This window comes from Brevundimonas sp. MF30-B (assembly GCF_004683885.1).
Lineage (GTDB): Bacteria > Pseudomonadota > Alphaproteobacteria > Caulobacterales > Caulobacteraceae > Brevundimonas.
Genome location: NZ_CP038440.1, coordinates 2,655,246 through 2,678,654, shown reverse-complemented (window position 1 = coordinate 2,678,654; position 23,409 = coordinate 2,655,246). Strand labels below are relative to the sequence as shown.

Below are 23,409 nucleotides of genomic sequence, written 5' to 3'. Positions count from 1 at the left end.
ATGAGCAGACTGTGCGTCGTCGCCGCCGGGGGCACCGGCGGCCACATGTTTCCCGCCGAGGCTTTGGCCCGCGAGATGGCCGCGCGCGGCTGGCGCGTGGTTCTGGCCACCGATGCCCGAGGTGAGGCCTATGCGCAGGGCTTTCCGGCCGAAGAGCGGCTGGCGCTGGACGCCGCCACTGGGCTCGGGCCGCTGGGCCTGGTCAAGGCGGGACTGGCCATCGGGCGGGGGGTGATGCAGGCGCGCGACGCCTTCGCCCGGCTGGATGCGGACGTGGTGGTGGGCTTCGGCGGCTATCCCTCTGCGCCGGCGCTGGTGGCGGCCATCGTCGATCGCCGCCCCACCCTGATCCATGAGCAGAACGCGGTCCTGGGCCGCACCAACCGGACCCTGGCGCCCTTCGTCACTCGCGTCGCCTCGGCCTTTGCGACGCTGGAGAAGGCGCCGGATCAGGTGAAGTCGAATGCGACCGTGACGGGCAATCCGGTTCGCGCCGACATCGCCGCGCTGGCCGGCCGCATCTACGCCGCGCCGGATGAGGGGCCGATCCGGGTGCTGGTGACCGGCGGCAGCCAGGGCGCGCGCCTGTTGTCGGAGGCCGTGCCTCAGGCTCTGGCGGCCCTGCCCGAGGCGATCCGTGCGCGCCTGGAGGTGTCGCAGCAGTCGCGGCCCGAGACGATGCAGGCGGCGTCGCAGACCTATCTGGAGGCGGGCGTTCGGGCCGAGGTCGCGCCCTTCTTCCGCGACATGGCCCAGCGGCTGGGCGGGGCGCACCTGCTGATCGGGCGGGCGGGCGCCTCGACCTGTTCGGAGCTGGCGGTCACGGCCACGCCGTCGCTGCTGATCCCGCTGAAGATCGCCATGGACGATCACCAGACGCTGAACGCCCGCGCCCTGTCCGATGCAGGCGCTGCCGAGGTGCTGACCGAGGACGAGGCGACCCTGTCGGCCCTGACCCAGCGGCTGGGGGCCCTGCTGAGCGATCCGCAGCGGCTGAAGGCGATGTCGGACGCCGCGCGCACCGCAGCCCATCTGGATGCGACCCAGCGCCTGGCCGACCTGGCGGAATCGATCGCGCGCTAGACGGCGGATTAGAGGTCCGGCGGGGCGTCGGGGTCGCCTTCGGTGCGGTCGCGATAGACGGCGGCGCGGGCCAGCAGGATCAGCGTCACGGGCGTTGTCACCGTCAGGAACAGGCCGATCAGCAGGTCGCGCAGGATCAGCCGGCCCTCGGTCATCGAGAAGAAGACGATCGAGGCCAGCAGGATCAGCACCATGCCCAGGGTCGCCCCCAGCGTCGGGGCGTGCACCCGGTCGTAGAAGCGCTGCAGCCGCGCCAGGCCCAGGGCCCCGATCAGCGACAGGGCGGCGCCGCCCACAGCCAGAATGACGATGATCCAGGCCGCCCACAGCGGCAGTTCGGCGCCGGTCATTCGATCACCTCGCCGCGCATCAGGAACTTGGCCAGGGCCACGGTGGCGGCGAAACCGACCAGGCCGATCACCAGCGCCGCCTCGAAATAGAGCGGCGACCCGGTGCGCACGCCGAACACCACGATCAGCAGCATGGCGTTCAGATACAGGGTGTCCATGCCCAGCACCCGATCCTGCGCGCGCGGACCGTACAGCGCCCGGAAGGCCGCCAGGGCCAGGGCCAGGGCCAGCAGCACCTGCGCCAGGCCCAGCCCCCAGAACAGAACGGCGGCGGAGGTCATGGGAAGATCTCCATCAGCAGGGATTCATACCGGTTCTTGATCAGGTGAACCCACTCGCTCTCGTCGACCAGGTCGAGGACGTGCAGCAGCAGGCGCCCGGTGGTCGACTCGTACTGAACCCACAGCGTGCCCGGCGTGGAGGTCAGGATGATGGCCAGGACGGCAAGCCCGTAGCGGTTCTTCAGGTCCAGCGGCACCTGGATGAAGCCCGACACCCGCTCGCGCCGCTTGCCGGCCAGGATGATGGCCGCCACGGCGTAGTTGGAGCGCAGCACATCAACGATGACCAGGCCGGCGAGCTTCAGGATGGCGCCGGGGGCGCGCACTTCGGACCGATCAGGCTCAAGCGAGCGCATGACGAAGGGCACGGTCAGGCCGATCAGAACGGCGCCGATCAGGGTCGCGGGCGCGGTCGATCGGGTCAGCAGCACCCAGCTGACGGCCAGGGCCACGCTCAGGATCGGGTGGGGCAGGATGCGCGCCATCATTGGACACGCCCCAGGACGTTGACGACATAGGCGTCGGGCCGGACCAGCCACTCGGCCGTGTGCTGGGCATAGGCGAAGGCGGCCTCGCCCCAGACGGTCAGGGCCAGGCAGGCCGCCAGCAGGCTCGCCACGGCCACGAACTCTGGCGCGCGGACTGCGGGCGGCGTCTCCTCGGCTGGAACCCACAGGGCGTCCACCCCGAACCGGACCAGGCCGATCAGCACGCCGAAGCTGGACAGGGTCAGCACCGCGATCATCAGGCCCGTGCGCCAGGATTGGGCGCCCGCGTCCTGAAGCAGGCCGTCGAAGACCGCCAGCTTGCCGATGAAGCCCGCCAGTGGCGGCACGCCCGCCAGGATCAGGGTGCAGACCAGGAAGAAGCCGCCGATGACGGCGGTGGCGGCGGGTATGACCAGGCCGATTTCCTGCTCGGCGTTGTCGAGAGGGTCCTGATACTCGTCCTCGAAGACCGGGACCTCATCCGATTCCACGTCCTGGCCGCCCCGGCTCATCATCTCGGCGACGAGATAAAGGGCTCCGGCCGCCAGGGTCGAGCCGGCCAGGTAGAAGACCGCGCCGGCCAGGGCCTGGCCGTCGCCCGTCCCCACGATGGCGATCATGGTGCCCGAGGAGATCATGACCGCCGCGCCCGCCGCGCGAACCAGTTTGCGCGAGGCCAGCAGCAGGGCGGTGCCGAAGACGATGGTCGCGATCCCGCTCCACAACAGCCAGTCCAGGCCGAAGCCCGCGCTGTCGCCGGCGTTGGGGCCGAACAGCAGCAGATGCAGGCGGATCACGACGTAGACGCCGACCTTGGACAGGATGGCGAACGCCGCCGCCACCGGCGCCGAGGCGGCCGCGTAGGCGCCCGGCAGCCAGAAGCCCAGCGGCCAGGCGGCGGCCTTGACCAGGAAGGCGATGGACAGGATGGCCGCGCCGATCTCGAACAGCGGTCGGTCTTCGGCGGGCAGCATCGGGATGCGCATGGCCAGGTCGGCCATGTTGAGCGTGCCGGTCGAACCGTAGATCAGCGCCACGCCGACCAGGAAGAACAGCGAGGCCGTCAGGTTGATGGCGATATAGCCCAGCGCCGCCCGGATCCGCTCGGTCCCCGAACCATGCAGCAGCAAGCCGTAGGACGCCGCCAGCATGACTTCGAAGAAGACGAACAGGTTGAACAGGTCGCCCGTCAGGAAGGCGCCGTTCACTCCCATCAGCAGCAGCAGGAACAGGGCGTGGAATCGCGGTCCCGCCCGGTCCCAGCGCGCCAGGGCGAAGATCAGCGCACCGAGCCCCAGGACGGACGACAGGGCCAGCATCATGCTGGACAGCCGGTCCGCCACCAGCACGATGCCGTAGGGCGCCGCCCAGTCGCCCAGCGCATAGACCCGCGCGGTGTCGGCCCCGCCTTCGCCGCCCGTCGCCGCCTGATGCAGCAGGGTCAGGCCGACGACCGCCAGAAGAGCGGTCGTGCCCAGGCTCAGCCCGGCCTTGAGCCGGTGCCGCCGCTCGTTGATCAGCAGCATGGCCGAGGCCACCACCAGCGGCAGCACCACCGGCAGGATGATCAGATGGTCCATGAGCCCGCTCAACGTTCGGGCTCCTTGCCGTCGACATGGTCCGTGCCGGTCGCACCGCGCGCCGCCAGCAGAACCACAAGGAACAGGGCCGTCAGCGCGAACGAGATGACGATGGCTGTCAGGACCAGGGCCTGGGGCAGGGGGTCGTCGTAGAGCGCCGGATTGTTCGCATAATTGTTCTCCAGCACGGGCGGGGCGCCCAGCCGCAGCCGACCCATGGCGAAGATGAACAGATTGACCGCATAGGCCATCAGCGACAGGCCGATGATGACCTGGAAGGTGCGCGGACGCAGAAGCAGCCACGTGCCGGAGGCGACCAGAACGCCGATGCCGAGAGCGAGAACCAGTTCCATCAGCCGATGTCTCCCGCGGCGTCGTCGATGCCCTGATCGACCTCGGGATCCGGCTGACGGGGCTTGCGCAGCGACTGGTGCGCCAAGGCGATCAGCATCAGCACCGTCGAGCCCAGCACCAGGAAGACCACACCCAGATCGAACACCAGGGCGCTGGCCATCGGCAGGCGGCCGATCAAGGGCAGCTCCGCATACTGGAAGTAGGAGGTCAGGAAGGGATAGCCGAAGAACCAGGACGCAATGCCGGTGAAGGCTGCGATCAGCAGGCCCGAGCCGATCCAGATCATCGGCCGGATACGCAGTCGCTCCTCCACCCATCGGGCGCCGGAGCTCATGTACTGAAGGATGAAGGCGATCGACAGGGCGACCCCGGCGGCGAAGCCTCCGCCCGGCAGGTCATGCCCGCGCAGGAACAGGTGCAGCGCCAGCAGGATGATGAAGGGGAACAGCCACTTCATCACCACGCGCGGGATCAGCATCGTTTCTTCCAGCGTGTCGCCGACCTTCATTTTCTCGCGACGTCGGTCGCGGGCGTTCTGGGAAAGCTGCTGAGCCGGCGCGCCCAGGCTGTCGGGCGCCGGCCGGAAGCGGCGCAGCAGCGCCCAGACGGTCAGGCCCACCACGCCCAGGACGGCGATTTCGCCCAGGGTGTCGAAGGCGCGGAAGTCGACGAGCAGCACGTTGACGATGTTGCGCCCGCCGGCCAGCTCATAGACGTTTTCGACGAAATAGCGCGAGACGCCGTCCGCCGGGGCCGGGCGGGTCATGACCGCATAGGCCAGCGCCGAGACCCCGGCGCCGACGGCCGAGGCGATGCCGAGATCGACCAGACGCCGACGGCGGCCCTGGGCCTCCTGCTGCGGCGAACCGCGCAGCGCCTCCAGCCGCTTGGGCAGCCAGCGCAGGCCGAGCAGCAGCAGGACGGTCGTCACGATCTCGACCAGCAGCTGAGTGGTGGCGAGGTCGGGCGCCGACAGCCACACGAAGCTGAGGCAGCTGGCCAGGCCCGCGCCGCCCATCAGCACCACGGAGGCCAGGCGGTGATATTTGGCCTGCCAGGCCGCGCCGATGGCGCAGGCGGTGCCGACGATCCACAGGATCAGGAAGCCCGGATCCAGCGGCGTGGTCTGCGCCCCCCACATGGAGAAGCCCAGGCCGCGCCCGGCGCCGACCAGGCCGGCGGCCAGCAGCACCGTCAGGATCAGGCCGCGAAGCCGCGGCTGCATCCGCGCCGCGCCCAGGCGACGCTCCACGAAGCGAGAGGCGCGGACCAGATTGTCCATGCTGGCCTCGAACATCCGGCCGCCGTTGAACCGCGAGAACAGCCACGGGCCGCCGCGCGGATTGACGTTGATCGAGCGCCGGAACAGCACATAGGCCACGACCCCGCCGATCAGGGCCAGCACGCTCATCAGCAGCGGCAGGTTCAGCCCGTGCCAGACCGCCAGGCTGTAATAGGGCGTTCGCTCGCCCAGAACCGCCTCGACGGCCGAGGACAGATACGGCCCGATGGTGCGCCCCGGGATCATGCCGATGATGACGCACAGGGCGACCAGCAGCTCGATCGGGAAGCGCATCCAGCGCGGCGGCTCGTGCGGGGCCTTGGGCAGGTCGGTCGCGGGCGGGCCGAAGAAGACCTGGTGGATGAAGCGCAGGGAGTAGAGAACGCTGAAGGCGCTGGCCAGGGTGGCGAGCACCGGCAGGGCCAGGTTCAGGTGGCGACCGCCGGACTGGGCGACCGCCTCGGCCAGGAACATCTCCTTGGACAGGAAGCCGTTCAGCAGAGGCACGCCCGCCATGGCCGCGGCGGCGACGATGGCCAGGACGGCCGTGATCGGCATGGCCTTGCGCAGGCCCGACAGCTTGCGCAGATCGCGCGTGCCGGTCTCGTGGTCGATGACGCCCGCCGCCATGAACAGCGAGGCCTTGAAGATGGCGTGGTTGACCGTGTGGAAGATGGCCGCGACCGCCGCCAGCGGACTGCCCAGACCCAGCAGCAGGACGATCAGTCCCAGATGGCTGATGGTCGAATAGGCCAGCAGGCCCTTGAGATCGTGCTGGAAGATCGCGCTCCAGGCGCCGATCAGCAGGGTGGCCATGCCGGCGGTGCAGACGATGACGTACCAGGCGTCCGTGCCCGACATCACCGGCCACAGCAGCATCAGCAGGAAGACGCCCGCCTTCACCATGGTGGCCGAGTGCAGATAGGCGCTGACCGGCGTCGGCGCGGCCATGGCGCGCGGCAGCCAGAAGTGGAACGGGAACTGCGCGCTCTTGGTCAGGGCGCCGGCCAGGATCAGCAGCAGCGCCGGCAGATACAGGCCGCTGGCCTTGATGACGTCGCCGGACGCCAGGACCACGTCCAGGTCATAGCTGCCGACGATGCGGCCCAGCACCGCCATGCCCGCCAGCAGGCAAAGCCCGCCGCCGGCGGTCACCGTCAGCGCCATGCGCGCGCCGTCGCGGGCCGAGGCGTTGTGGTGCCAGTAGCCGATCAGCAGGAAGGAGAAGAGGCTGGTCAGCTCCCAGAACACCACCAACTGGATGATGTTGCCCGACAGGACCATGCCCTGCATGGCGCCCATGAAGGCCAGCAGGAAGGAGAAGAAGCGCGGGACCGGATCCTCGGCCGACATGTAGTAGCGGGCGTACAGAACGACGAGCGCGCCGATGCCCAGCACCAGCAGCGAGAACAGCCACGACAGGCCGTCCATGCGGAAGTTCAGCTCCAGCCCCAGGCTGGGGATCCACGGAATGATCTGATGGACCACGCCGTTGTTCGCCGTGGAGGGGAACAGGGCGATGACGCAGCCGACGCCGATCAGAGACACCGCCCACGCCAGTGCGGCCGCCAGGTTGCGTGCTCGCGTGGGCAGGAAGGCGGCCAGAACCGCGCCGACGAAGGGCAGGAGCGCGGTCGTCAGGATTAAGACGCCAGGCGGCATGCGGCGGGGCGATCTCCGATAAGAAATGAAGGAGAGGCCGGGCCGCGCGAACGCGACGGTGGCTTCAGCTGCACCTTAACCGCAGGCGCCGCGCGGCGCACATTGAATTTTCGTGATAATCGCGCTCTTGGGCTGAAACTTTGTCGCAGGCGGCGTCAGCTCGCCCGGTTTCGCACCAGATCGTCGACGACCGCGGGGTCGGCCAGGGTGGAGGTGTCGCCCAGGGCGCCGATGTCGTTTTCGGCGATCTTGCGCAGAATCCGGCGCATGATCTTGCCCGACCGCGTCTTTGGCAGGCCCGGCGCCCACTGGATCACGTCGGGCGCTGCGATCGGCCCGATCTCCTTGCGCACATGGGCGACCAGGGCCTTACGCAGGTCCTCGTTCGGCTCGACCCCGGCGTTGAGGGTGACATAGGCGTAGATGCCCTGGCCCTTGATGTCGTGAGGGAAGCCGACGACCGCCGCCTCGGCCACGTCGTCGTGCAGCACCAGGGCGCTCTCGACCTCGGCGGTGCCCATGCGATGGCCCGACACATTGATGACGTCGTCCACCCGGCCGGTGATCCAGTAGTAGCCGTCCGCGTCGCGGCGACAGCCGTCGCCGGTGAAATACTTACCCGGATAGGTCGAGAAATAGGTGTCAAAGAAGCGCTGCGGATCGCCATAGACGGTGCGCATCTGGCCGGGCCAGCTGTCGGTGATGACCAGATTGCCGGACGCCGCCCGGTCCAGCACCTGGCCCTCGGCGTCGACCAGCTGAAGCTCGACCCCCGGCAGGGGCTTGGTCGCCGATCCGGGTTTCAGGTCCGTCGCGCCCGGCAGGGGCGAGACCAGGATGCCGCCCGTCTCGGTCTGCCACCAGGTGTCGACGATGGGCAGGCGGCCGTCGCCCACCACCTCGTGATACCAGCGCCAGGCCTCGGGATTGATCGGTTCGCCCACCGTGCCCAGCAGACGCAGCGACTGGCGGCTGGTCTCGCGCACCGGGGCGTCGCCCTCGCGCATCAGGGCGCGCAGGGCCGTGGGTGCGGTGTAGAAGACATCGACCTTGTGCTTGTCCACCACCTGCCAGAAGCGGCTGACGGTCGGATAGTTGGGCACGCCCTCGAACATGAGCGTCGCCCCGCCGTTGGCCAGCGGGCCATAGACGACATAGCTGTGGCCCGTCACCCAGCCCACGTCGGCGGTGCACCAGAACAGCTCGCCCGCGCGGTGGTCGAAGACGATCTCGTGCGTCCATGACGCCCAGAACAGATAGCCGCCGGTGGTGTGCAGCACCCCCTTGGGTTTGCCCGTCGAGCCCGAAGTGTAGAGGATGAACAGCGGATCCTCGGCGTTCATCGGCTCGGGCGGGCAGTCGGCCTCGACCTTGGCGGCGGCGGCGGAATAGTCGACGTCTCGGCCCCCTATCATCGGCACGTCCGCGCCGGTGCGCCGGATGACCAGGACGGTGTCCACCGAAACCTTTTCCAGAGCCGCATCGACATTGGCCTTCAGCGGAATGGTCTTGCCGCCGCGCAGCCCCTCGTCGGCGGTGATGACCAGGCGCGACTGGCAGTCCTCGATCCGCCCGCACAGGCTGTCGTGCGAGAAGCCGCCGAACACGACCGAATGCACCGCGCCGATCCGCGCGCAGGCCAGCATGGCGTAGGCCGCCTCCGGGATCATCGGCAGATACAGGGTGACGCGGTCGCCCTTCTTCACCCCATGGGCCTTCATGACATTGGCCATGCGGCAGACCTCGGCGTGCAGTTCGCCATAGGTGATGCGTCGGCTGTCGGCGGGATCGTCGCCCTCCCAGACTATGGCGGTCTCGTCGCGGCGCTGGGGCAGGTGGCGGTCGATGCAGTTGGCCGAGACGTTCAGCACGCCGTCCTCGAACCAGCGGATGTGGAAGTCGGCCTTGTCGAAGGAGACGTCCTTGATCCTGGTCGGCGGCGTGATCCAGTCCAGCCGCCGGGCCTTCTCGGCCCAGAAGGCCTCGGGCGTCTCGCGCGCCGCCTTGCGGGCGGTCTGATAGGCGTCGCGGTCCATGTGCGCCCCCGCCGCGATCGCCGGATCGACGGGATAGATTTCACGCTCGGGGGGCATGGGCGCTCCTTCGATCAAACTACTGGCCAAGCCAACATCAGCCGCGCTGTCAGGTCCAGCGCCCTTGCTCAGTCGAGGCGAAAATCGGCTGGCTTCAGGCCGTGGCGGGCCAGTTTGTCGTACAGGGTCTTGCGCGGCAGGCGCAGGCGATCCAGTACGGCGGGGATGTCGCCGCCGCAGGCTTGCAGCGTCTCGCGCAGCACCTCGGCCTCGAAGCGGGCGACGCGATCCGACAAGCCCAGGCCGTCGTCGGGGGCGACCGATGCGGCGGGCTCGTCTTCCAGGCCCAGGGTGAAGCGCTGGGCGTAGTGGGCCAGTTCGCGGATGTTGCCCGGCCAGTCGTGCTCGATCAGGTGACGGCGCGCCCGGTCGGTCAGGACAGGTCGTTGCTCGGCCTCGGCGCCCGCGCGCTCCAGCAAACGGGCGAACAGCAGGGGGATGTCCTCGCGCCGCTCCCTGAGGGGCGGCACGCGCAGGCGCACCACGTTCAGGCGATAGTACAGGTCTTCGCGGAACGCCCCGTCCTGAACCGCCTGGCTCAGGTCGCCGCGCGCAGAGGCCAGGATGCGCAGGTCCAGCACGCGCGGCTCGCCGGCGCCGATGGGCTGGATCTCGCGCTCTTCGACCACGCGCAACATCTTGACCTGCACGTCCAGCGGCATGCTTTCGATCTGGTCCAGGAACAGCGAGCCGTTGTGGGCGCGCTCGACGTGGCCGATGCGGCGGCGCAGGGCGCCGGCGAAGGCCCCCAGCTCGTGGCCGAACATCTCGCTCTCGATCAGACCTTCAGGCAGGGCGCCGCAGTTCACCGCGACGAAGGGATGGGGGCGGCGGCGTCCCGCATTGTGCAGCGAGCGGGCCACGGACTCCTTGCCCACCCCGGTTTCGCCCTCGATCAGCACATCCATGCGGGCGTCGGCGATCTGGGCCAGGGTGGCGCGCAGCTGGCGGATGACCGCGCTGTCGCCCATCAAGGGGGTCTCGACCGCCCCGTCGGCGGCCAGGACCGCCAGACGTCGATTGTCCAGCACCAGGGCCCGCTTCTCCAGCGCCCGACGCAGGCTGTCCATCAGACGCTCGAACGGGAAGGGCTTGGCCACGAAATCGTAAGCGCCGGCGCGCATGGCGGCGACCGCATCGGCGACGTCGCCGTGGCCGGTGATCAGGATGACCGGCAGGGCGGGATCGTCCGCCTGCAGCCGGTCCAGCAACTGGCGGCCGTCCATGTGCGGCATCCGCAGATCGGTGACGACCACGCCGGGAAAGTCGGGCTCGACGCCTTTCAGCCCCGCCTCGGCCGAGGCGAAGGCGCGCACGTCCAGGCCTTCCAGCGTCAGCCGCTCGACCAGGGCTTCGCGGAAGTCGACGTCGTCCTCGATCAGGGCGACAGCGTGGAGGGCGGGAAACTGCATCACGCGGCCCTCATGTCGCCGCCTTAAGGCGGATGACGAAGACCGCGCCGTCGCCGCCCGACTCCGCCAGATCCAGCTGGCCGCCGAAGCCGGCGATGATGTCGCGGCAGATCACCAGCCCCAGCCCCAGGCCGTTGGACTTGCTGGTGACAAAGGGAGTGAACAACTGCTCGCGGATCGCCGCGTCCAGCCCCGGCCCGGTGTCCGTCACCCGTAGTTCGATCCAGTCGCCGGCGCGTTTCGCGGCCAGGATCAGCGTGGGCAGCGGCCGGCCCTGCATCGCCTCGGCGGCGTTCTTGGCCAGGTTGACCACGACCTGTTCAAGCCTGAACTTGTCGGCCTGGACGCGCAGGCCGGGCTCCAGTCCCTGCAACGTCAGCGCCACCCCGCCCTGGCGCAGGCGTCCGCCGACCAGCAGCAGGGCGCCGTCCACCGCCTCCTTCAGATCGACCGCCGCGAGACGTGGTTCAGACTTGCGCGAGAAGACCCGAAGCGCCTCGGTGATCGCGCCGATCCGCGCCGTCAGTTCGCCGATGCGGGCCAGGGCGCGACGGGCGGGCGCGGGCTCGCCGCGCTCCAGATAGGCCTCGGTCGTTTCGGCCTGGGTCATGATGGCGGCGACCGGCTGATTGATCTCGTGCGCCACGCCGGCGACGATCTGACCCAGGGCGGCCAGCTTGCTGGCCTGCACCAGTTCGTCGCGCAGCAATTCGCGGCTGGCCTCGGCGCGGCGGCGCTCGTCGATCTCGGCGCTGAGGGCGGCGTTGGCCTGGCGCAGCGCGGCGGTGCGGTCGGCGATGCGCCGCTCCAGATCTAGGCGCTGAGCCTCCTCGCGCCGGGTCTTTTCCTGGGCCTGCTGGCGACTGCGGATCATCAGGGCGCCGATCCCGGCCAGAAGCGCGACCAGCAGCACCGCCACCGTACGCCACAGGGCCACCGCCGATTCGATGGCGCCGCGCGACGGCGCCAGGAGGTGCAAGGTCCAGCCGGGCGTGGCTGTGCCGGTCTCGGCGTGCATCCAGGGACCGGAGCCGCCCTGGATCGTCGCGCGCATCAGGGCCGGCTCGGGCCCCGGGGGCGTGCGAAAGGGCAGGGGGCGCAGCGCCTCGGGCGACAGGGTCTGGTCGATCAAGGTCAGGCGGCGCCGCGCCTCGTCCAGCGGTCCCAGCGTGCGGAAGCGCCAGTCCGGCATGCTGGTGATCAGCACCACGCCGCCGGGGTCCGCCACCCAGGCCGGTTCGCCCGAGGCCCGCCACTCAGCCTCCAGGGCGTCGAACTCGACCTTGACCACGACGACGCCCAGCACGCGCCCGCCCGGCTCGACCACGCGGCGGGAGAGATACAGGCCGGGTCGTCCGCTGACGGTGCCCAGGGCGAAGAACTCGGCAGAGCCGTCGCGCACCGCGCCGACGAAATAGGGCCTGAAGCCGTAGTCGGCGCCGACGAAACTGTCGGGTCGGCGCCAGTTGCTGGCGGCGCGGGTGATCCCCTGCGCGTCGATGACATAGACGGCGGCCGCGCGCGCCTGATCGGCCAGGGTCTCAAGCCGCGCATTGATGGCTTCGGCGTCGCCGCCGTCCGACAGCAGCCGCGCGACGTCGGCGTCGGTCGCCAGCACCAGCGGAAGGGAGCGCTGCTTGTCCAGCTCGCTGCGCAGCACGGCGGCGTGCAGCAGCGCCCCGGCCTGCGCCTGACGGGCCAGTTCGGCCTGGGCCTGACGCCGCGCCGCTTCCCCCGCGCCCGCCGCCGCCGCGACGGCGAGCGCCAGGGCGGCCAGGGCGTAAAGCCCCCATTCTGCGACTCGACCTCTAACCCGGATGCCCATTCGCCATTTGTGCGAAAAATCGCACGCCGACGCCAGAGATCATGGCGAAATTCCGCACGAAATGCCCAGGCGCCCACGCGCGTCGCATAAATAAATCCGTTATTTCAATGCATTAGCATATCGCCTAGCACACATGGTTGTCGGCTTGGCGTGACGGCAGAGTGGCCGCAGGACGCGACGCAGAGCGCGCCGACGAGGAAACCGCGAGCTCGGCTCGCCTAACGGAGCCTGTGACAGCTTGATCGCCTCGCCCCCCGCAGCCGCCGGCGCCGCGCCCGTGCGCAAACCGTTCTACACCCAGCTGTACTTCCAGGTCGTGCTGGCCATCATCGCGGGCGGGCTGATCGGGCATTTCTATCCGACGTTCGGCGAGAGCCTGAAGCCGCTGGGCGACGCCTTCATCAAGCTGGTGAAGATGATCATCGCTCCGGTGATCTTCCTGACCATCGTCACCGGCATCGCCGGCATGCGCGACATCGGCCGTGTCGGCCGGGTGGCGGCCAAGGCCTTCGCCTATTTCCTGTTCTTCTCGACCCTGGCGCTGATCGTCGGACTCATTGTGGCCAATGTGGTCCAGCCCGGCCGGGGGCTGAACATTGATCCGGCCAGCTTGGACACGGGCGCGGTCGCGCAATACGCCCAGGCCGCCCACGAGACGACCATGGTCGGCTTCCTGATGAGCGTGATCCCCGACACGGTCGTCAGCGCCTTCTCGACGGGCAACATCCTTCAGGTGCTGTTCGTCTCGATTCTGTTCGGCATCGCCTTGGCCATGGTGGGCGACATGGGCAAGCCGGTGCTGACCTTCCTGGAATCGGCCAGCGCCGCCTTCTTCAAGCTGGTCGGCATCCTGATGCGGGCGGCGCCGATCGGGGCGTTCGGCGCCTTTGCCTTCACCATCGGAGCCTATGGCATTTCATCGATCGCCAATCTGGCGGCGCTGATCGCCACCTTCTACCTGACCTCGCTGATCTTCGTGCTAGGCATCCTGGGCCTGGTGGCCTGGTTCAACGGCTTCTCGATCTTCGCCCTGATCCGCTATCTGAAGGAGGAGCTGCTGCTGGTGCTCGGCACCTCCAGCTCCGAAGCGGCCCTTCCCAGCCTGATCTCCAAGATGGAGAAGGCGGGCGCCTCCAAGTCGGTCGTCGGCCTGGTGGTCCCCACCGGCTATTCGTTCAATCTGGACGGCACCAACATCTACATGACCATGGCGGCCCTGTTCATCGCCCAGGCGCTGAACATTCCCCTGACGCTGGAGCAGCAGGTGCTGCTGCTGCTGGTGGCCATGCTCAGCTCCAAGGGCGCGGCGGGCATCACGGGCGCCGGCTTCATCACCCTGGCGGCCACCCTGTCGGTGGTGCCGACGGTGCCGGTGGCCGGCATGGCCCTGATCCTGGGCATCGACCGCTTCATGAGCGAGTGCCGGGCCCTGACCAACTTCATCGGCAACGCCGTCGCCACCCTGGTGGTGGCGCGCTGGGAGGGCGAGCTGGACCGCGAACAGATGCGCGCGGCCCTGGCCAAGGGGCCCAAGCCCCTGGCGGCTCAACCCGATCCGGCCGCCGGGCCGGGCGACGACACGGCGATCACCGCCGACTGACGAACCCAAGAGACAAGAAAAAGACTGGGAGGAGGACACCATGAACATTCGCAAGGCCCTGTGGGGCGTCACGACCTCGGCCGCCGTCCTGATGATGGCCGCGCCGGCCCTGGCCCAGGCCCAGCCTGAGACCGCGCCGGTCGATCCGAACCAGCCCACGACGGTGGAGGACATCGTCGTGGTCGGCACCAACATCCGCGGTGCGCGCACCACCGCCGCCCTGCCGGTGGTCGTGGCCGACCGCGAGCAGATCGACGCCACCGGCGCCACGACCGGCGACGAGCTGCTGCGCACCATCCCGCAGATGGGCGACGTTCTGTTCGACAGCGCCAACAATCCGCAGACCTCCAACTCGGCGCGGGGCGATGTGAACTCGGTCAATCTGCGCTCGCTGGGCGTGGGCAACACCCTGGTGCTGCTGAACGGCCGCCGCCTGGTCCAGCACCCGACCAGCCAGGGCACGTCGGACACCGGCACGGTGCCGGTGCTGAGCTACAATTCCAACGCCATTCCGGTGTCGGGGCTGGAGCGGCTCGAGGTCCTGCTGGACGGTGCGGCCGCCATCTATGGCGCTGACGCCGTGGCGGGCGTGGTCAATACGGTCCTGCGCACCGACATCGACGGCTTGAGCGTGAGCGCCCGCTACGGCGGCGCCGAAGGCACCCAGATGCGCGACACCGAGTTCAACCTGTTCACCGGCAAGAACTTCGACCGCGGCAATATCTCGCTGTTCGCCAGCTATGCGAACCGCACCGCCTTGTGGGCCGAGGATCAGGACTTCACCCGCTCCGACGACCTGCGCCCGCTGTTCGCCGACTATCCCGACTTTGCGGGTGTGCAGTCCCTCGACGGCCGTTCGTCGCATACGCCGTGGGCGCGCCTGTCGGTGGGGTCGCGGCCGGTGATCCGCTCGAACGGGGTGGCGGTGACCAACACCGCCGGGGCCTTCCGCTATCAGCCGACCAGCTTTGGCTGCGGCGTCAGCGTCGGCAATGACATCTGCATCGCCAGCGGCAATCACAACTTCAACACCACCAACCGCGAGATGCGCTACGATACGCGCTATCAGACGACGGTGAGGCCTTCGGTCGAGCGCATCAATCTGTTCGCGACCGGGCGTTACGACCTCGGCTCGGGCGTCGAGGCCTTCGGCGAGATCGGCTACTACGCCGCCAGCAGCCGCGCGGTTCAGCCGCCGGTGGTCAATCTGAACCAGATCTGGATTCCGGCCAGCAACTACTACAACCCCTTCGGCCCGGTGACCTTCGCCAACGGTCAGGCCAATCCAAACCGTCTGCCGGGCCTGACGGGCGTGCCGGCCGCCGGTCTGCCGGTGCTGATGACCAACTACCGCTTCGTCGACACGGGCTTCCAGGTGGTCAAGGTCGACAACTATCAGGCGCGCCTGCTGGGCGGGCTGCGTGGCGAATGGAACGGCTGGGACTGGGAATCGGCCCTGACCTATTCCGAGGCGGAGGCCGAGGACAGCTCGCCCAACATCAACATGACCGCGCTCCAGCAGCAGTTGGCCCTGTCCACGCCCGACGCTTACAACCCCTTCAGCGGCGGCTGCGTCGCCACGACCAGCTACGGCGACTGTTCACCCAGCAGCCAGGCGGCGATCGATGCGATCGTCTTCGACCTGAAGCGGGTGTCGCGCACCACGCTCACCATGGCCGACTTCCGCGTTTCGCGCGGCGATCTGTTCAGCCTGCCGGGCGGACCGGTCGGGGTGGCTCTGGGCCTGGAAGCGCGTCACGAGACCCAGAAGGACGACCGCGACGCCAATCTGGACGGGACCAACACCTTCGTGGACATGGTGACCGGCGCGACCAACCCGTCGAACGTCTCGGCCGTCAGCCCCAACCCCGACACCTCAGGGAGCCGCGACGTGTTCTCGGCCTATGTCGAATTCGCCGTGCCGCTGGTTTCGCCGGAGATGAACATCTGGGGCGTTCATCAGCTGGATGTGCAGCTGGCCGGACGCTACGAGCACTATTCGGACTTCGGTTCGGTGGCCAAGCCCAAGATCGCTGTGGCCTGGGACCTGGTTCCTGGCGTGCGGCTGCGCGGCTCCTATTCGCAGGGCTTCCGCGCCCCGAACCTGGAGCAGACCAACGCCACCCAGTACGGACGTCTGGCCAGCGGCGTGGACTATGTGCGCTGTGAGGCTGACCTGCGCGCCGGCCGGATCAGCAACTTCGCCCAGTGCTCGCAGAACACCTCCAGCGCCTCCCTGCTTGTCGCCGGCAATCCGGATCTGGAGCCGGAAGAGAGCACCAACAGCTCCTACGGCCTGGTCTTCCAGCCTGACTTCCTGCCCGACTCGTTCGGCTCGGTGACGATCACGGTCGATCGCTGGCGGATCGAGCAGGAGAAAATCGTCGGCCTGCTGGGCGCCCAGACGGCTCTGGCGCTGGACTATCTGAACCGCGTCGGGGGCGGCTCCAATCCCTTGGTCAATCGTCGAGCGCCGACGCCCGAAGACATCCTGCTGTTCGAAGGCACTGGCCTGACCCCGGCGGGAGAGGTGGTTTCGATCAACGACCGCTTCATCAACCTCCAGCCCCAGACGGTCAGCGGCATGGACTTCGGGGTCAACTGGACCAAGCGGCGTACGGCCTGGGGCACCTTCATCGTCAACTTCAACGCCAGCAAGCTGGAGACCTTCACTCGCGACCCGGGCGACATCGTCAACGAACTGTTCGCCGCACGCGCCAATGGCACGATCAACGCCGGCACGACCCTGCCGGACCCATCGCAGCTGATCGGACAGAACGGCCGGCCGGAATGGCGGGTCAACAGCAGCCTGACTTGGCGCAAGGGCCCGTGGCGCGCGGGTGTCTCCAGCCAGTATGTCAGCGGTTTCGAGCAGGCCAGCCTTCTTGGGGCGTCGGGCGACCCCTGGCAGGTGGACGCCCGCCAGACCTACAACGCGTATGTGGACTATGAATTCCCCAGCGACACGCGGCTCCGTCTGGGCGTGCGCGACCTGACGGACTCGGGTCCGCCGCTGGCCGACAACGGCTTCCGCGGAACCGTGCACAGCCCTTGGGGTCGCTACTGGTACGTCAACGTCTCACAGACGTTCTGACGAGGGAGCAGACGATGATCAGGCTCGGTTCGGCGACAGCGATACTGGGGGCGGCGTGGCTTGCTTTCGCCCCCTCCCAAGCAGTCGCCCAAACCGCGCCTGAAGCGTCCGCGCCCGCCCCGGCCGCCTGTCCCGAGACCCTTCCGCAGCGGGCGCGCTGCTGGTCGGGGCGGGCGGCAAGCGGCGCCTATTACTGGCTGGCCGTGCCCGAAGACTGGAACGGCGTGCTGGTGGTCCACGCCCATGGCGGTCCGCGCACGGGCGATCCCAAGGCTGATGACCCGGTCGAAGACCTGGAGCGGTTCTCCATGACCGTGCGCGAAGGCTACGCCTGGGCCGGTTCGACCTATCGCCGCGGCGGTTACGGCGTGCGCATGGCGGCCGAGGACACCGAACAGCTGCGCCAAATCGTCTGGGACTTCATGGGGCGGCCCCGGCGCACCATCCTGCATGGTCAGTCCTGGGGCGGGAACGTCGCGGCCAAGGCGGCGGAGCTCTACGCCCGCAACGCCGAGGGCCAGGTGGTCTGGGACGGCGTCGTCCTGACCAGCGGCCTGCTGGCCGGCGGCACGCGCGGCTATACGTTCCGCGCCGATCTGCGCGCGGTCTATCAGTTCTACTGCAACAACCACCCCAAGCCGGACGAGACCCAGTATCCGCTGTGGAGCGGTCTCCCGGCGGACAGCCGCCTGACCCGCGCGCAGCTGGCCGAGCGGGTTGAGCAGTGCACCGGCGTCGGCCTGCCTGAGGCGCGTCGCACGGCCGAGCAGAAGGCGCGTCTGGCCGACATCCTGAATGTGGTCGGCATCGGCGAGGACCAACTGGTCTCGCACCTGGCCTGGGCCACCTTCCTGTTCCGGGACATGGTTCAGCAGCGGCTGGACGGGCTCAATCCCTTCGACAACAGCGACACGGTCTATGTCGGCTCGCACGACGACGCGGCGCTGAACGCGGGCGTGCAGCGGTTTTCGGCCGACCCTGAAGGGCTGGCGCGGCTGGCCTATGACGCCGACCTGTCGGGCCTGATCGTCGCGCCGACGGTGACCATCCACGGAATAGACGATCCGACGGTTTTCGTGTCCCACTCGGCCGCCTATCGCCAGACGGTCGAGGCGGCGGGACGGGGCGATCTGCTGGTCCAGACCTTCACCCGCGAAAGCGAGCACAGCCGTCTGTCGCGACCGCAGTACGTGGCGGTGTTCGACGCTCTGTTGGATTGGGTCGAGACCGGCGAACGGCCGACGCCGGTCCAGATCGCCGTGCGCTGCGAGGCCGCCGCGCCCGCCTACGGCGAGCCGTGTCTGTTCGATGCGGACTTCCAGCCCAGCTTGCCCTGACACCTTCCTGCCAAGCTTCGCGGAACGTCGTGTGTGTTCATAGGGTCACTATGACCATTTCGTAACGGTTTGGCCTTGGATTGGCCGCTAACCGCTCCCACCTAAGCACTCGCTGGGTTGGGCCGGCGACCAAAGAAGTCGCCGTCTCTTAGGAGTTAATGAAACAATGCGTAATATTCTCATCGCCGCTGCCGCTGTGTCCGCCATTGCTGCGCCCGCCATGGCGCAAAGCATGCAATCGCCGACCTATTACGGGACGCTGGGATACTCTCAACTTGATGGCAGCCAAGGTGACCTTGGCGCCGTCACGGGCCGCCTGGGCGCCAAGTTCACCCCGAACCTGGGTGTGGAAGGCGAAGTTTCTTTCGGCGTGAAGGATGAAGACTTCACCGTCGCCGGCGTGAACGGCAAGCTGAAGCACAACTACGACGCCGCCGTTTACGGCGTGGCCACCCTGCCGGTGACCCCGCAGTTCGAACTGTTCGGCCGCGTCGGCTACGGCACCACCGAAATCGAAGCCAAGATCCCGGGCGTTAGCGCCCGCGAGGACGGCGAAAGCGTCAACTACGGCGTCGGCGCCAACTACTTCTTTGACGGTCAGAACGGCATCCGCGGCGACTGGACCCGTCGCGACTTCCGCAGCGATGGCGGCGAAGCCGACATCTACTCGCTGAACTACGTCCGTCGCTTCTAAGACCGACGCTTTCAGATGACGAAAGGCGCGATCCGCAAGGGTCGCGCCTTTTTTCTCGTCTTCAGGCGGCCGGAGAGGCTGCGGGGGCCAAGCCCTGCATGATCATGCGATTGATGTCGATCAGGGGCTCGAAATCCTCGTCGCCGGCCATCACCGCGGACGAGTGCCGGCTGACGAACAGGCTCAGCGAGATGAAGTTGGCCCGCATCGCCTGGGGCATGGCGTTGGCGGGATCCGAGCAGTCGCTGGCCAGCGTGGTCCAGAGCCGCCGATTCCAGTCCAGCGCGTCGATGCGCGTCTTGAAGTCCTTCTGATCGGCTTGGGACGCCTCGACCAGGGCGCGGGTCACCTGGCCGAAGAGGCGGTATTCCATTTCACGCGGGCTTTCAGCCCGCGCCGACGCCGCCTTGTAGGCCTGAAGCGACATGGGTCACCCTTTCCTCGTAATCCACCAGTTTGCGGGCCGTCATCAAGGCCTTGTAGTAGTCGCGCGCCAGCACGTGGCGTGACACGGAGACGCAATCGGCCAGAACCTCTGGGTTGCGCGTGGCGCCCATGAACTCGGTCAGGCGCAGCACGAACTCGTCATAGATCGAGGGCGCCCCGCCTTGTTCGAGGTACATCATCATGACCGGGAAGTAGATGCGGCGCGCCGGCGTGTTCACGTCCTCGGGCTGCATGATGTCCTTTTCGCGAAGGACACTGGCCTTGTTCTGCAAGATCAGAACGCCGCGCCGATCGCCGTTCTGGACGACGGCGCCGTTCAGAACGAACTTCTCGCCGGGCTTCAGCGACAGTTTCAAAGGCATTCGGCCGGGTCTCCCTCAGCGCTCTCTGGTGCAACCTATACGGGTTAAGCGCGAATCCAAGCTAAACCGAGAGAGTTAACCGTTGCTTCCAGAAACGCGCTCTGTCGGGCGGAACAGCGGATCGGACGCGGCGTTCTGAAAGGCGACAGGAGAGCGAAATGCCCGACGAGTACGACCGCGACGAACAAGACCAGTCCGAAACCTTCGACGAGACCCACCGGGACGACGAGGGCGACGGCGACGAAATGCCCGACGAGATCGACGACGTTCTGGACGTCACCCAAGCCGATGGCGACGCCGATGAAGACGAGTTCGACGAGGACGATCAGGAACTGGACGATCAACTCGCTCTGGATGGCGTCGAGGCTGAAGCGGACGCCCTGCTGGGGGTCGATCGCGTAAAGGTCAGCGAGATCGACGGGGAAAGCGACGGCCTGCAAGGCAGGGACGAGGTCGAACTGGTCTACACCGGCCTGATGCGCAACCAGAAGGGCGCCCAGGCCAGCGCGGCCCACTGGGAGGCCAAGCGCCTGTCCGACGATGACATCGAAGACTTGGGCTACGGCCCTGACAGCGACAACGCCGCAGAGGAGGCCCCGCGATGACCGACGAAAAGCGCAAGGAAGATCTGGATCCGAACGCCCCCCACGCCAAGCGGGCAGAGCGCGAGGAAGGCAAGCCTGACCAACTGAAGCACAAGGCCGAAAACCGCCAGGAGGCTCTCGTCGACGAAGGGATCGAGGAAACCTTCCCGGCCTCCGATCCCGTTTCCGCCAAACGCATCACCTGAGCGGCGACTGATCGCTGTTCACGCGGGTTTCGATCCGCTACCTGCTCCGTCAGCAATGGCGGAGCAGGTTTTGTTTATGGCCCGGTTCGAAGGCACCCAGGACTATATCGCGACCGAAGAGCTGAAGGTGGCGGTCAACGCCGCCGTCACCCTGGAGCGCCCCCTGCTGATCAAGGGCGAGCCGGGCACGGGCAAGACGGTGCTGGCCTATGAACTGGCCCGTGCGCTGAACGCGCCGCTCATCACCTGGCACGTCAAATCCACCACCAAGGCCCACAGCGGTCTGTACGAATACGACGCCGTCAGCCGCCTGCGCGACAGCCAGCTGGGCGACGAGCGCGTGCACGACGTGCGTAACTATCTGAAGAAGGGCAAGCTGTGGGAGGCCTTCACCGCGCCCGAACGGCCCGTCCTGCTGATCGACGAGATAGACAAGGCCGACATCGAGTTCCCCAACGACCTGCTTCAGGAACTCGACCGGATGGAGTTCTACGTTCAGGAGACCGGCGAGACGATCCGCGCGGAACGCCGGCCGGTGGTGGTCATCACCTCCAACAATGAAAAGGAACTGCCGGACGCCTTCCTGCGCCGCTGCTTCTTTCACTACATCCGCTTCCCCGACGCCGAGACCATGCAGTCGATCGTCGAGGTGCACTTCCCCGGGATCAAGCCGCGTCTGGTCGCCGAGGCGCTGAAGAGCTTCTATGAGGTTCGCGAAACCCCGGGCCTGAAGAAGAAGCCGTCAACGTCGGAGTTGCTGGACTGGCTCAAGCTGCTGCTCGTCGACGACGTCTCGCCGGAAACGTTGCGCGAAAAGACGCCCGGCAAGCTGATCCCGCCGCTGCACGGCGCCCTGTTGAAGAACGAGCAGGACGTGCACCTGTTCGAACGTCTGGCCTTTCTGAACCGACGCGAGGGGGTGCGGCCCGGCGGTTGATCCCGTTCGCGCGGCGCAAGACTTACCGCGATTTCACTGGCGCCGGTCGCCGGCGCGGCGGCATTATGAGCCATGACCTGCCCTATCAGGGATCGCCGAATGACCCGCGTCGCAGCTTCACTCGCCGCTTTGATCGCCAGCCTTGGCTTGGGCGCGTGCGACGGTGACGGGGTGCGGATCAGCTCGACCACGACCCGGACGGATGATGGCGGCCCGCTGAAGGTGGTCGACGCCCTGCAGTGCCCCCAGACGTTGGATGTGCTGACCCGCAAGGGCTCTGCCTCGGCCGACGGCGCCAGCTGCACCTACGCTGGCCCGCGCGGGTCGGAGGTGACGCTGCATCTGGTCAAGTTGAACGGCGCGAGCCCAGACACGGTGCTGCGCGAGTTCGAGACCCGGTTGAGCGGCGACATGCCGGCCGCCGCCGCCAAGATCGACTCCGAGAACGCCCGGGCCCAGGCCGCAGCCGCGCGCGCCGACGCTGATGCGGCGCGCGCCGACGCCGACGCCGCTCGCGAGGACGCCCGGGCGGCCGCTCTGGAAATCCAGGCCGACGACGCCACCGGCACGGCGTCCGTGCGTGGTCCCGGAATGGACATTCGCGCGGACAAGGAGAACGCCTCGGTGCGTCTGCCGGGACTGCGCATTGAAACTCAGGGCGACACGGCCTCCGTGCGCATCGGCGGTCTGAACATCACCTCCAACGACGGCAAGGGGACCACGGAGATCCGCTCGTCCAGCTCGACATCCGGGCCTGGCGTCAGCGTCAATGCGCGTGACAATGTCGCAGAGGTGCGGACGATCGCCGGCGGTGAAGCGACCCGCGCCACCTACGTGCTGTCCGACAGCCGAGCCCAGCCGGGCGGCTGGGGCGTGGTGGGCTACGAGGCGCGGGGTCCCGCAGGGGGACCTTTGGTGATCGCGACCGTCCGGGCGCGTGAACGGAAAACAGACGGCGTGTTCGAAGCCGCTAGAGCCCTTGTCACGCTCAACACGGGCCGTTGATAAGCCCCGCAGGGCTCTTGATCCTGGCGCTGGGATGCGTCACCTGACCCGCCCGCCGCGTTCAGGACAGCCCTTTGGCCGAGAGCAACCGCAAGACCGCCCCCGCTAAGGCGCCCCGCGCCTGGCAGCGCATGCTGTCCGGCCGTCGGCTGGACCTGCTTGACCCCTCGCCTTTCGACATCGAGATCGAGGACATCGCCCACGGCTTGGCGCGCGTCGCCCGCTGGAACGGCCAGACGATCGGCGAGCACGCGTTCTCGGTGGCTCAGCACTCCTGCGTGGTGGAGGAGATCGCCGCCCATATCCGGCCAGGGCTCGAGCCGAAATGGCGGCTGGCGGCCCTGCTGCATGATGCGTCGGAATATGTGATCGGCGACATGATCTCGCCGTTCAAATCGGCGCTGGGCGCGGGCTACAAGGACTTCGAGGCCCGGCTGGAGGGCGCGATCCACGTCCGCTTCCAGCTGCCGCCCAAGACGCCGCAGACGATCAAGACCCTGATCAAGAAGGCCGACAAGGCCTGCGCCTATTTCGAAGCCACGCAGCTGGCCGGCTTCAGCCGCAAGGAGGCGCTGGGCTTCTTCGGTTCGCCGCCGCCGGGCTATGATCTCCAGATCGAGCCGCTGCCTGCGTCGCTGGCGCAGGAGCGGTATCTGGAACGCTATCGCGTCCTGGCCGAGGCGTCGGGCCTGATCCCCGCCGCTGACGCCTGGCACACCGAATAGGAGGCGAC

The 23,409-nt window shown here is 68.0% G+C and carries 21 protein-coding genes; 10 read left to right on the top strand and 11 right to left on the bottom strand.

Annotated features, from left to right (window positions below):
- The gene (gene murG / locus E4M01_RS13610) at window positions 1–1,083 is read left to right on the top strand and encodes an undecaprenyldiphospho-muramoylpentapeptide beta-N-acetylglucosaminyltransferase (RefSeq protein WP_135065543.1); all 1,083 of its coding nucleotides are present in this window, start codon (window positions 1–3) and stop codon (window positions 1,081–1,083) included.
- 8 nt (window positions 1,084–1,091) lie between these two features.
- Here murG and mnhG read toward each other — a convergent pair whose 3' ends face one another.
- The 9 genes from mnhG to E4M01_RS13565 form a co-directional block, all read right to left on the bottom strand.
- Window positions 1,092–1,433, bottom strand: coding sequence for a monovalent cation/H(+) antiporter subunit G (mnhG, locus tag E4M01_RS13605; RefSeq protein ID WP_135065540.1), 342 nt, complete (start codon window positions 1,431–1,433; stop codon window positions 1,092–1,094).
- Complete coding sequence (locus tag E4M01_RS13600; RefSeq protein WP_135065537.1) at window positions 1,430–1,714, bottom strand: K+/H+ antiporter subunit F; 285 nt, start codon at window positions 1,712–1,714, stop codon at window positions 1,430–1,432. Before E4M01_RS13600 ends, mnhG begins: the two co-directional genes overlap by 4 nt.
- Window positions 1,711–2,202 carry a Na+/H+ antiporter subunit E gene (locus tag E4M01_RS13595; RefSeq protein ID WP_209316047.1) on the bottom strand — a complete coding sequence of 164 codons (492 nt, stop codon included), beginning with the start codon at window positions 2,200–2,202 and terminating at the stop codon, window positions 1,711–1,713. The genes E4M01_RS13600 and E4M01_RS13595 overlap by 4 nt, the downstream gene beginning before the upstream one ends.
- Window positions 2,199–3,782: a monovalent cation/H+ antiporter subunit D gene (locus tag E4M01_RS13590; RefSeq protein WP_135065534.1), complete on the bottom strand. Its 1,584-nt coding sequence runs from the start codon at window positions 3,780–3,782 to the stop codon at window positions 2,199–2,201. Before E4M01_RS13590 ends, E4M01_RS13595 begins: the two co-directional genes overlap by 4 nt.
- An 8-nt stretch (window positions 3,783–3,790) precedes the next feature.
- The gene (locus tag E4M01_RS13585; RefSeq protein ID WP_135065531.1) at window positions 3,791–4,135 is read right to left on the bottom strand and encodes a Na+/H+ antiporter subunit C; all 345 of its coding nucleotides are present in this window, start codon (window positions 4,133–4,135) and stop codon (window positions 3,791–3,793) included.
- The gene (locus E4M01_RS13580) at window positions 4,135–7,080 is read right to left on the bottom strand and encodes a monovalent cation/H+ antiporter subunit A (protein ID WP_135065528.1); all 2,946 of its coding nucleotides are present in this window, start codon (window positions 7,078–7,080) and stop codon (window positions 4,135–4,137) included. The genes E4M01_RS13585 and E4M01_RS13580 overlap by 1 nt, the downstream gene beginning before the upstream one ends.
- Before the next feature lie 155 nt (window positions 7,081–7,235).
- Window positions 7,236–9,173 (bottom strand): acetate--CoA ligase, encoded by a 1,938-nt coding sequence (acs, locus tag E4M01_RS13575; RefSeq protein ID WP_135065525.1) that lies wholly within the window; start codon window positions 9,171–9,173, stop codon window positions 7,236–7,238.
- A gap of 68 nt (window positions 9,174–9,241) precedes the next feature.
- A complete protein-coding gene (locus E4M01_RS13570) occupies window positions 9,242–10,585 on the bottom strand; it encodes a sigma-54 dependent transcriptional regulator (RefSeq protein ID WP_135065522.1) in 1,344 nt (447 codons plus the stop codon).
- Between the two features lie 10 nt (window positions 10,586–10,595).
- The gene (locus E4M01_RS13565) at window positions 10,596–12,410 is read right to left on the bottom strand and encodes an ATP-binding protein (RefSeq protein ID WP_135065519.1); all 1,815 of its coding nucleotides are present in this window, start codon (window positions 12,408–12,410) and stop codon (window positions 10,596–10,598) included.
- A gap of 238 nt (window positions 12,411–12,648) precedes the next feature.
- On the opposite strand from E4M01_RS13565, the gene E4M01_RS13560 reads away from it, so the two are divergent.
- The 4 genes from E4M01_RS13560 to E4M01_RS13545 all read left to right on the top strand — a co-directional run bounded on the left by E4M01_RS13560 (window position 12,649) and on the right by E4M01_RS13545 (window position 19,135).
- The gene (locus tag E4M01_RS13560; protein WP_135065516.1) at window positions 12,649–14,010 is read left to right on the top strand and encodes a dicarboxylate/amino acid:cation symporter; all 1,362 of its coding nucleotides are present in this window, start codon (window positions 12,649–12,651) and stop codon (window positions 14,008–14,010) included.
- Window positions 14,011–14,050: 40 nt separating this feature from the next.
- Window positions 14,051–17,104, top strand: a complete 3,054-nt coding sequence (locus tag E4M01_RS13555) for a TonB-dependent siderophore receptor (protein WP_135065513.1) — start codon at window positions 14,051–14,053, stop codon at window positions 17,102–17,104.
- Between the two features lie 14 nt (window positions 17,105–17,118).
- Complete coding sequence (locus E4M01_RS13550) at window positions 17,119–18,441, top strand: hypothetical protein (RefSeq protein WP_135065510.1); 1,323 nt, start codon at window positions 17,119–17,121, stop codon at window positions 18,439–18,441.
- Window positions 18,442–18,607: 166 nt separating this feature from the next.
- Complete coding sequence (locus E4M01_RS13545) at window positions 18,608–19,135, top strand: porin family protein (protein WP_135065507.1); 528 nt, start codon at window positions 18,608–18,610, stop codon at window positions 19,133–19,135.
- A gap of 61 nt (window positions 19,136–19,196) precedes the next feature.
- On the opposite strand, the gene flaF is transcribed toward E4M01_RS13545, so the two are convergent.
- Together flaF and flbT are read right to left on the bottom strand one after the other, a co-directional pair.
- Window positions 19,197–19,562 (bottom strand): flagellar biosynthesis regulator FlaF, encoded by a 366-nt coding sequence (flaF, locus tag E4M01_RS13540; RefSeq protein WP_135065504.1) that lies wholly within the window; start codon window positions 19,560–19,562, stop codon window positions 19,197–19,199.
- Window positions 19,522–19,944 carry a flagellar biosynthesis repressor FlbT gene (flbT, locus tag E4M01_RS13535; RefSeq protein ID WP_135065501.1) on the bottom strand — a complete coding sequence of 141 codons (423 nt, stop codon included), beginning with the start codon at window positions 19,942–19,944 and terminating at the stop codon, window positions 19,522–19,524. The genes flaF and flbT overlap by 41 nt, the downstream gene beginning before the upstream one ends.
- 158 nt (window positions 19,945–20,102) lie before the next feature.
- Between flbT and E4M01_RS13530 the strand changes: the two genes are divergently transcribed.
- From E4M01_RS13530 to E4M01_RS13510, 5 genes are all read left to right on the top strand, one after another.
- Window positions 20,103–20,549, top strand: a complete 447-nt coding sequence (locus E4M01_RS13530; protein WP_135065498.1) for a hypothetical protein — start codon at window positions 20,103–20,105, stop codon at window positions 20,547–20,549.
- Window positions 20,546–20,734, top strand: a complete 189-nt coding sequence (locus tag E4M01_RS13525) for a hypothetical protein (RefSeq protein WP_135065495.1) — start codon at window positions 20,546–20,548, stop codon at window positions 20,732–20,734. Before E4M01_RS13530 ends, E4M01_RS13525 begins: the two co-directional genes overlap by 4 nt.
- A gap of 76 nt (window positions 20,735–20,810) precedes the next feature.
- Window positions 20,811–21,671, top strand: a complete 861-nt coding sequence (locus tag E4M01_RS13520; RefSeq protein ID WP_135065492.1) for a MoxR family ATPase — start codon at window positions 20,811–20,813, stop codon at window positions 21,669–21,671.
- A gap of 99 nt (window positions 21,672–21,770) precedes the next feature.
- Window positions 21,771–22,676 carry a methyltransferase type 11 gene (locus E4M01_RS13515; protein WP_135065489.1) on the top strand — a complete coding sequence of 302 codons (906 nt, stop codon included), beginning with the start codon at window positions 21,771–21,773 and terminating at the stop codon, window positions 22,674–22,676.
- 131 nt (window positions 22,677–22,807) lie between these two features.
- Window positions 22,808–23,401 (top strand): YfbR-like 5'-deoxynucleotidase, encoded by a 594-nt coding sequence (locus tag E4M01_RS13510; protein ID WP_135065849.1) that lies wholly within the window; start codon window positions 22,808–22,810, stop codon window positions 23,399–23,401.
- Window positions 23,402–23,409: the final 8 nt, after the last annotated feature.

What these genes read in the sequence shown, in the direction of transcription:
- E4M01_RS13595 (WP_209316047.1), bottom strand. Translation starts at nt 2,202, where the DNA reads ATGATGGCGCGCATCCTGCCCCACCCGATCCTGAGCGTGGCCCTGGCC.
- E4M01_RS13530 (WP_135065498.1), top strand. Translation starts at nt 20,103, where the DNA reads ATGCCCGACGAGTACGACCGCGACGAACAAGACCAGTCCGAAACCTTC.
- E4M01_RS13590 (WP_135065534.1), bottom strand. Translation starts at nt 3,782, where the DNA reads ATGGACCATCTGATCATCCTGCCGGTGGTGCTGCCGCTGGTGGTGGCC.
- E4M01_RS13565 (WP_135065519.1), bottom strand. Translation starts at nt 12,410, where the DNA reads ATGGGCATCCGGGTTAGAGGTCGAGTCGCAGAATGGGGGCTTTACGCC.
- E4M01_RS13550 (WP_135065510.1), top strand. Translation starts at nt 17,119, where the DNA reads ATGATCAGGCTCGGTTCGGCGACAGCGATACTGGGGGCGGCGTGGCTT.
- E4M01_RS13600 (WP_135065537.1), bottom strand. Translation starts at nt 1,714, where the DNA reads ATGACCTCCGCCGCCGTTCTGTTCTGGGGGCTGGGCCTGGCGCAGGTG.
- E4M01_RS13570 (WP_135065522.1), bottom strand. Translation starts at nt 10,585, where the DNA reads ATGCAGTTTCCCGCCCTCCACGCTGTCGCCCTGATCGAGGACGACGTC.
- flaF (WP_135065504.1), bottom strand. Translation starts at nt 19,562, where the DNA reads ATGTCGCTTCAGGCCTACAAGGCGGCGTCGGCGCGGGCTGAAAGCCCG.
- mnhG (WP_135065540.1), bottom strand. Translation starts at nt 1,433, where the DNA reads ATGACCGGCGCCGAACTGCCGCTGTGGGCGGCCTGGATCATCGTCATT.
- acs (WP_135065525.1), bottom strand. Translation starts at nt 9,173, where the DNA reads ATGCCCCCCGAGCGTGAAATCTATCCCGTCGATCCGGCGATCGCGGCG.
- E4M01_RS13585 (WP_135065531.1), bottom strand. Translation starts at nt 4,135, where the DNA reads ATGGAACTGGTTCTCGCTCTCGGCATCGGCGTTCTGGTCGCCTCCGGC.
- E4M01_RS13525 (WP_135065495.1), top strand. Translation starts at nt 20,546, where the DNA reads ATGACCGACGAAAAGCGCAAGGAAGATCTGGATCCGAACGCCCCCCAC.
- E4M01_RS13510 (WP_135065849.1), top strand. Translation starts at nt 22,808, where the DNA reads ATGCTGTCCGGCCGTCGGCTGGACCTGCTTGACCCCTCGCCTTTCGAC.
- E4M01_RS13580 (WP_135065528.1), bottom strand. Translation starts at nt 7,080, where the DNA reads ATGCCGCCTGGCGTCTTAATCCTGACGACCGCGCTCCTGCCCTTCGTC.
- flbT (WP_135065501.1), bottom strand. Translation starts at nt 19,944, where the DNA reads ATGCCTTTGAAACTGTCGCTGAAGCCCGGCGAGAAGTTCGTTCTGAAC.
- E4M01_RS13545 (WP_135065507.1), top strand. Translation starts at nt 18,608, where the DNA reads ATGCGTAATATTCTCATCGCCGCTGCCGCTGTGTCCGCCATTGCTGCG.
- E4M01_RS13520 (WP_135065492.1), top strand. Translation starts at nt 20,811, where the DNA reads ATGGCCCGGTTCGAAGGCACCCAGGACTATATCGCGACCGAAGAGCTG.
- murG (WP_135065543.1), top strand. Translation starts at nt 1, where the DNA reads ATGAGCAGACTGTGCGTCGTCGCCGCCGGGGGCACCGGCGGCCACATG.
- E4M01_RS13515 (WP_135065489.1), top strand. Translation starts at nt 21,771, where the DNA reads ATGACCCGCGTCGCAGCTTCACTCGCCGCTTTGATCGCCAGCCTTGGC.
- E4M01_RS13555 (WP_135065513.1), top strand. Translation starts at nt 14,051, where the DNA reads ATGAACATTCGCAAGGCCCTGTGGGGCGTCACGACCTCGGCCGCCGTC.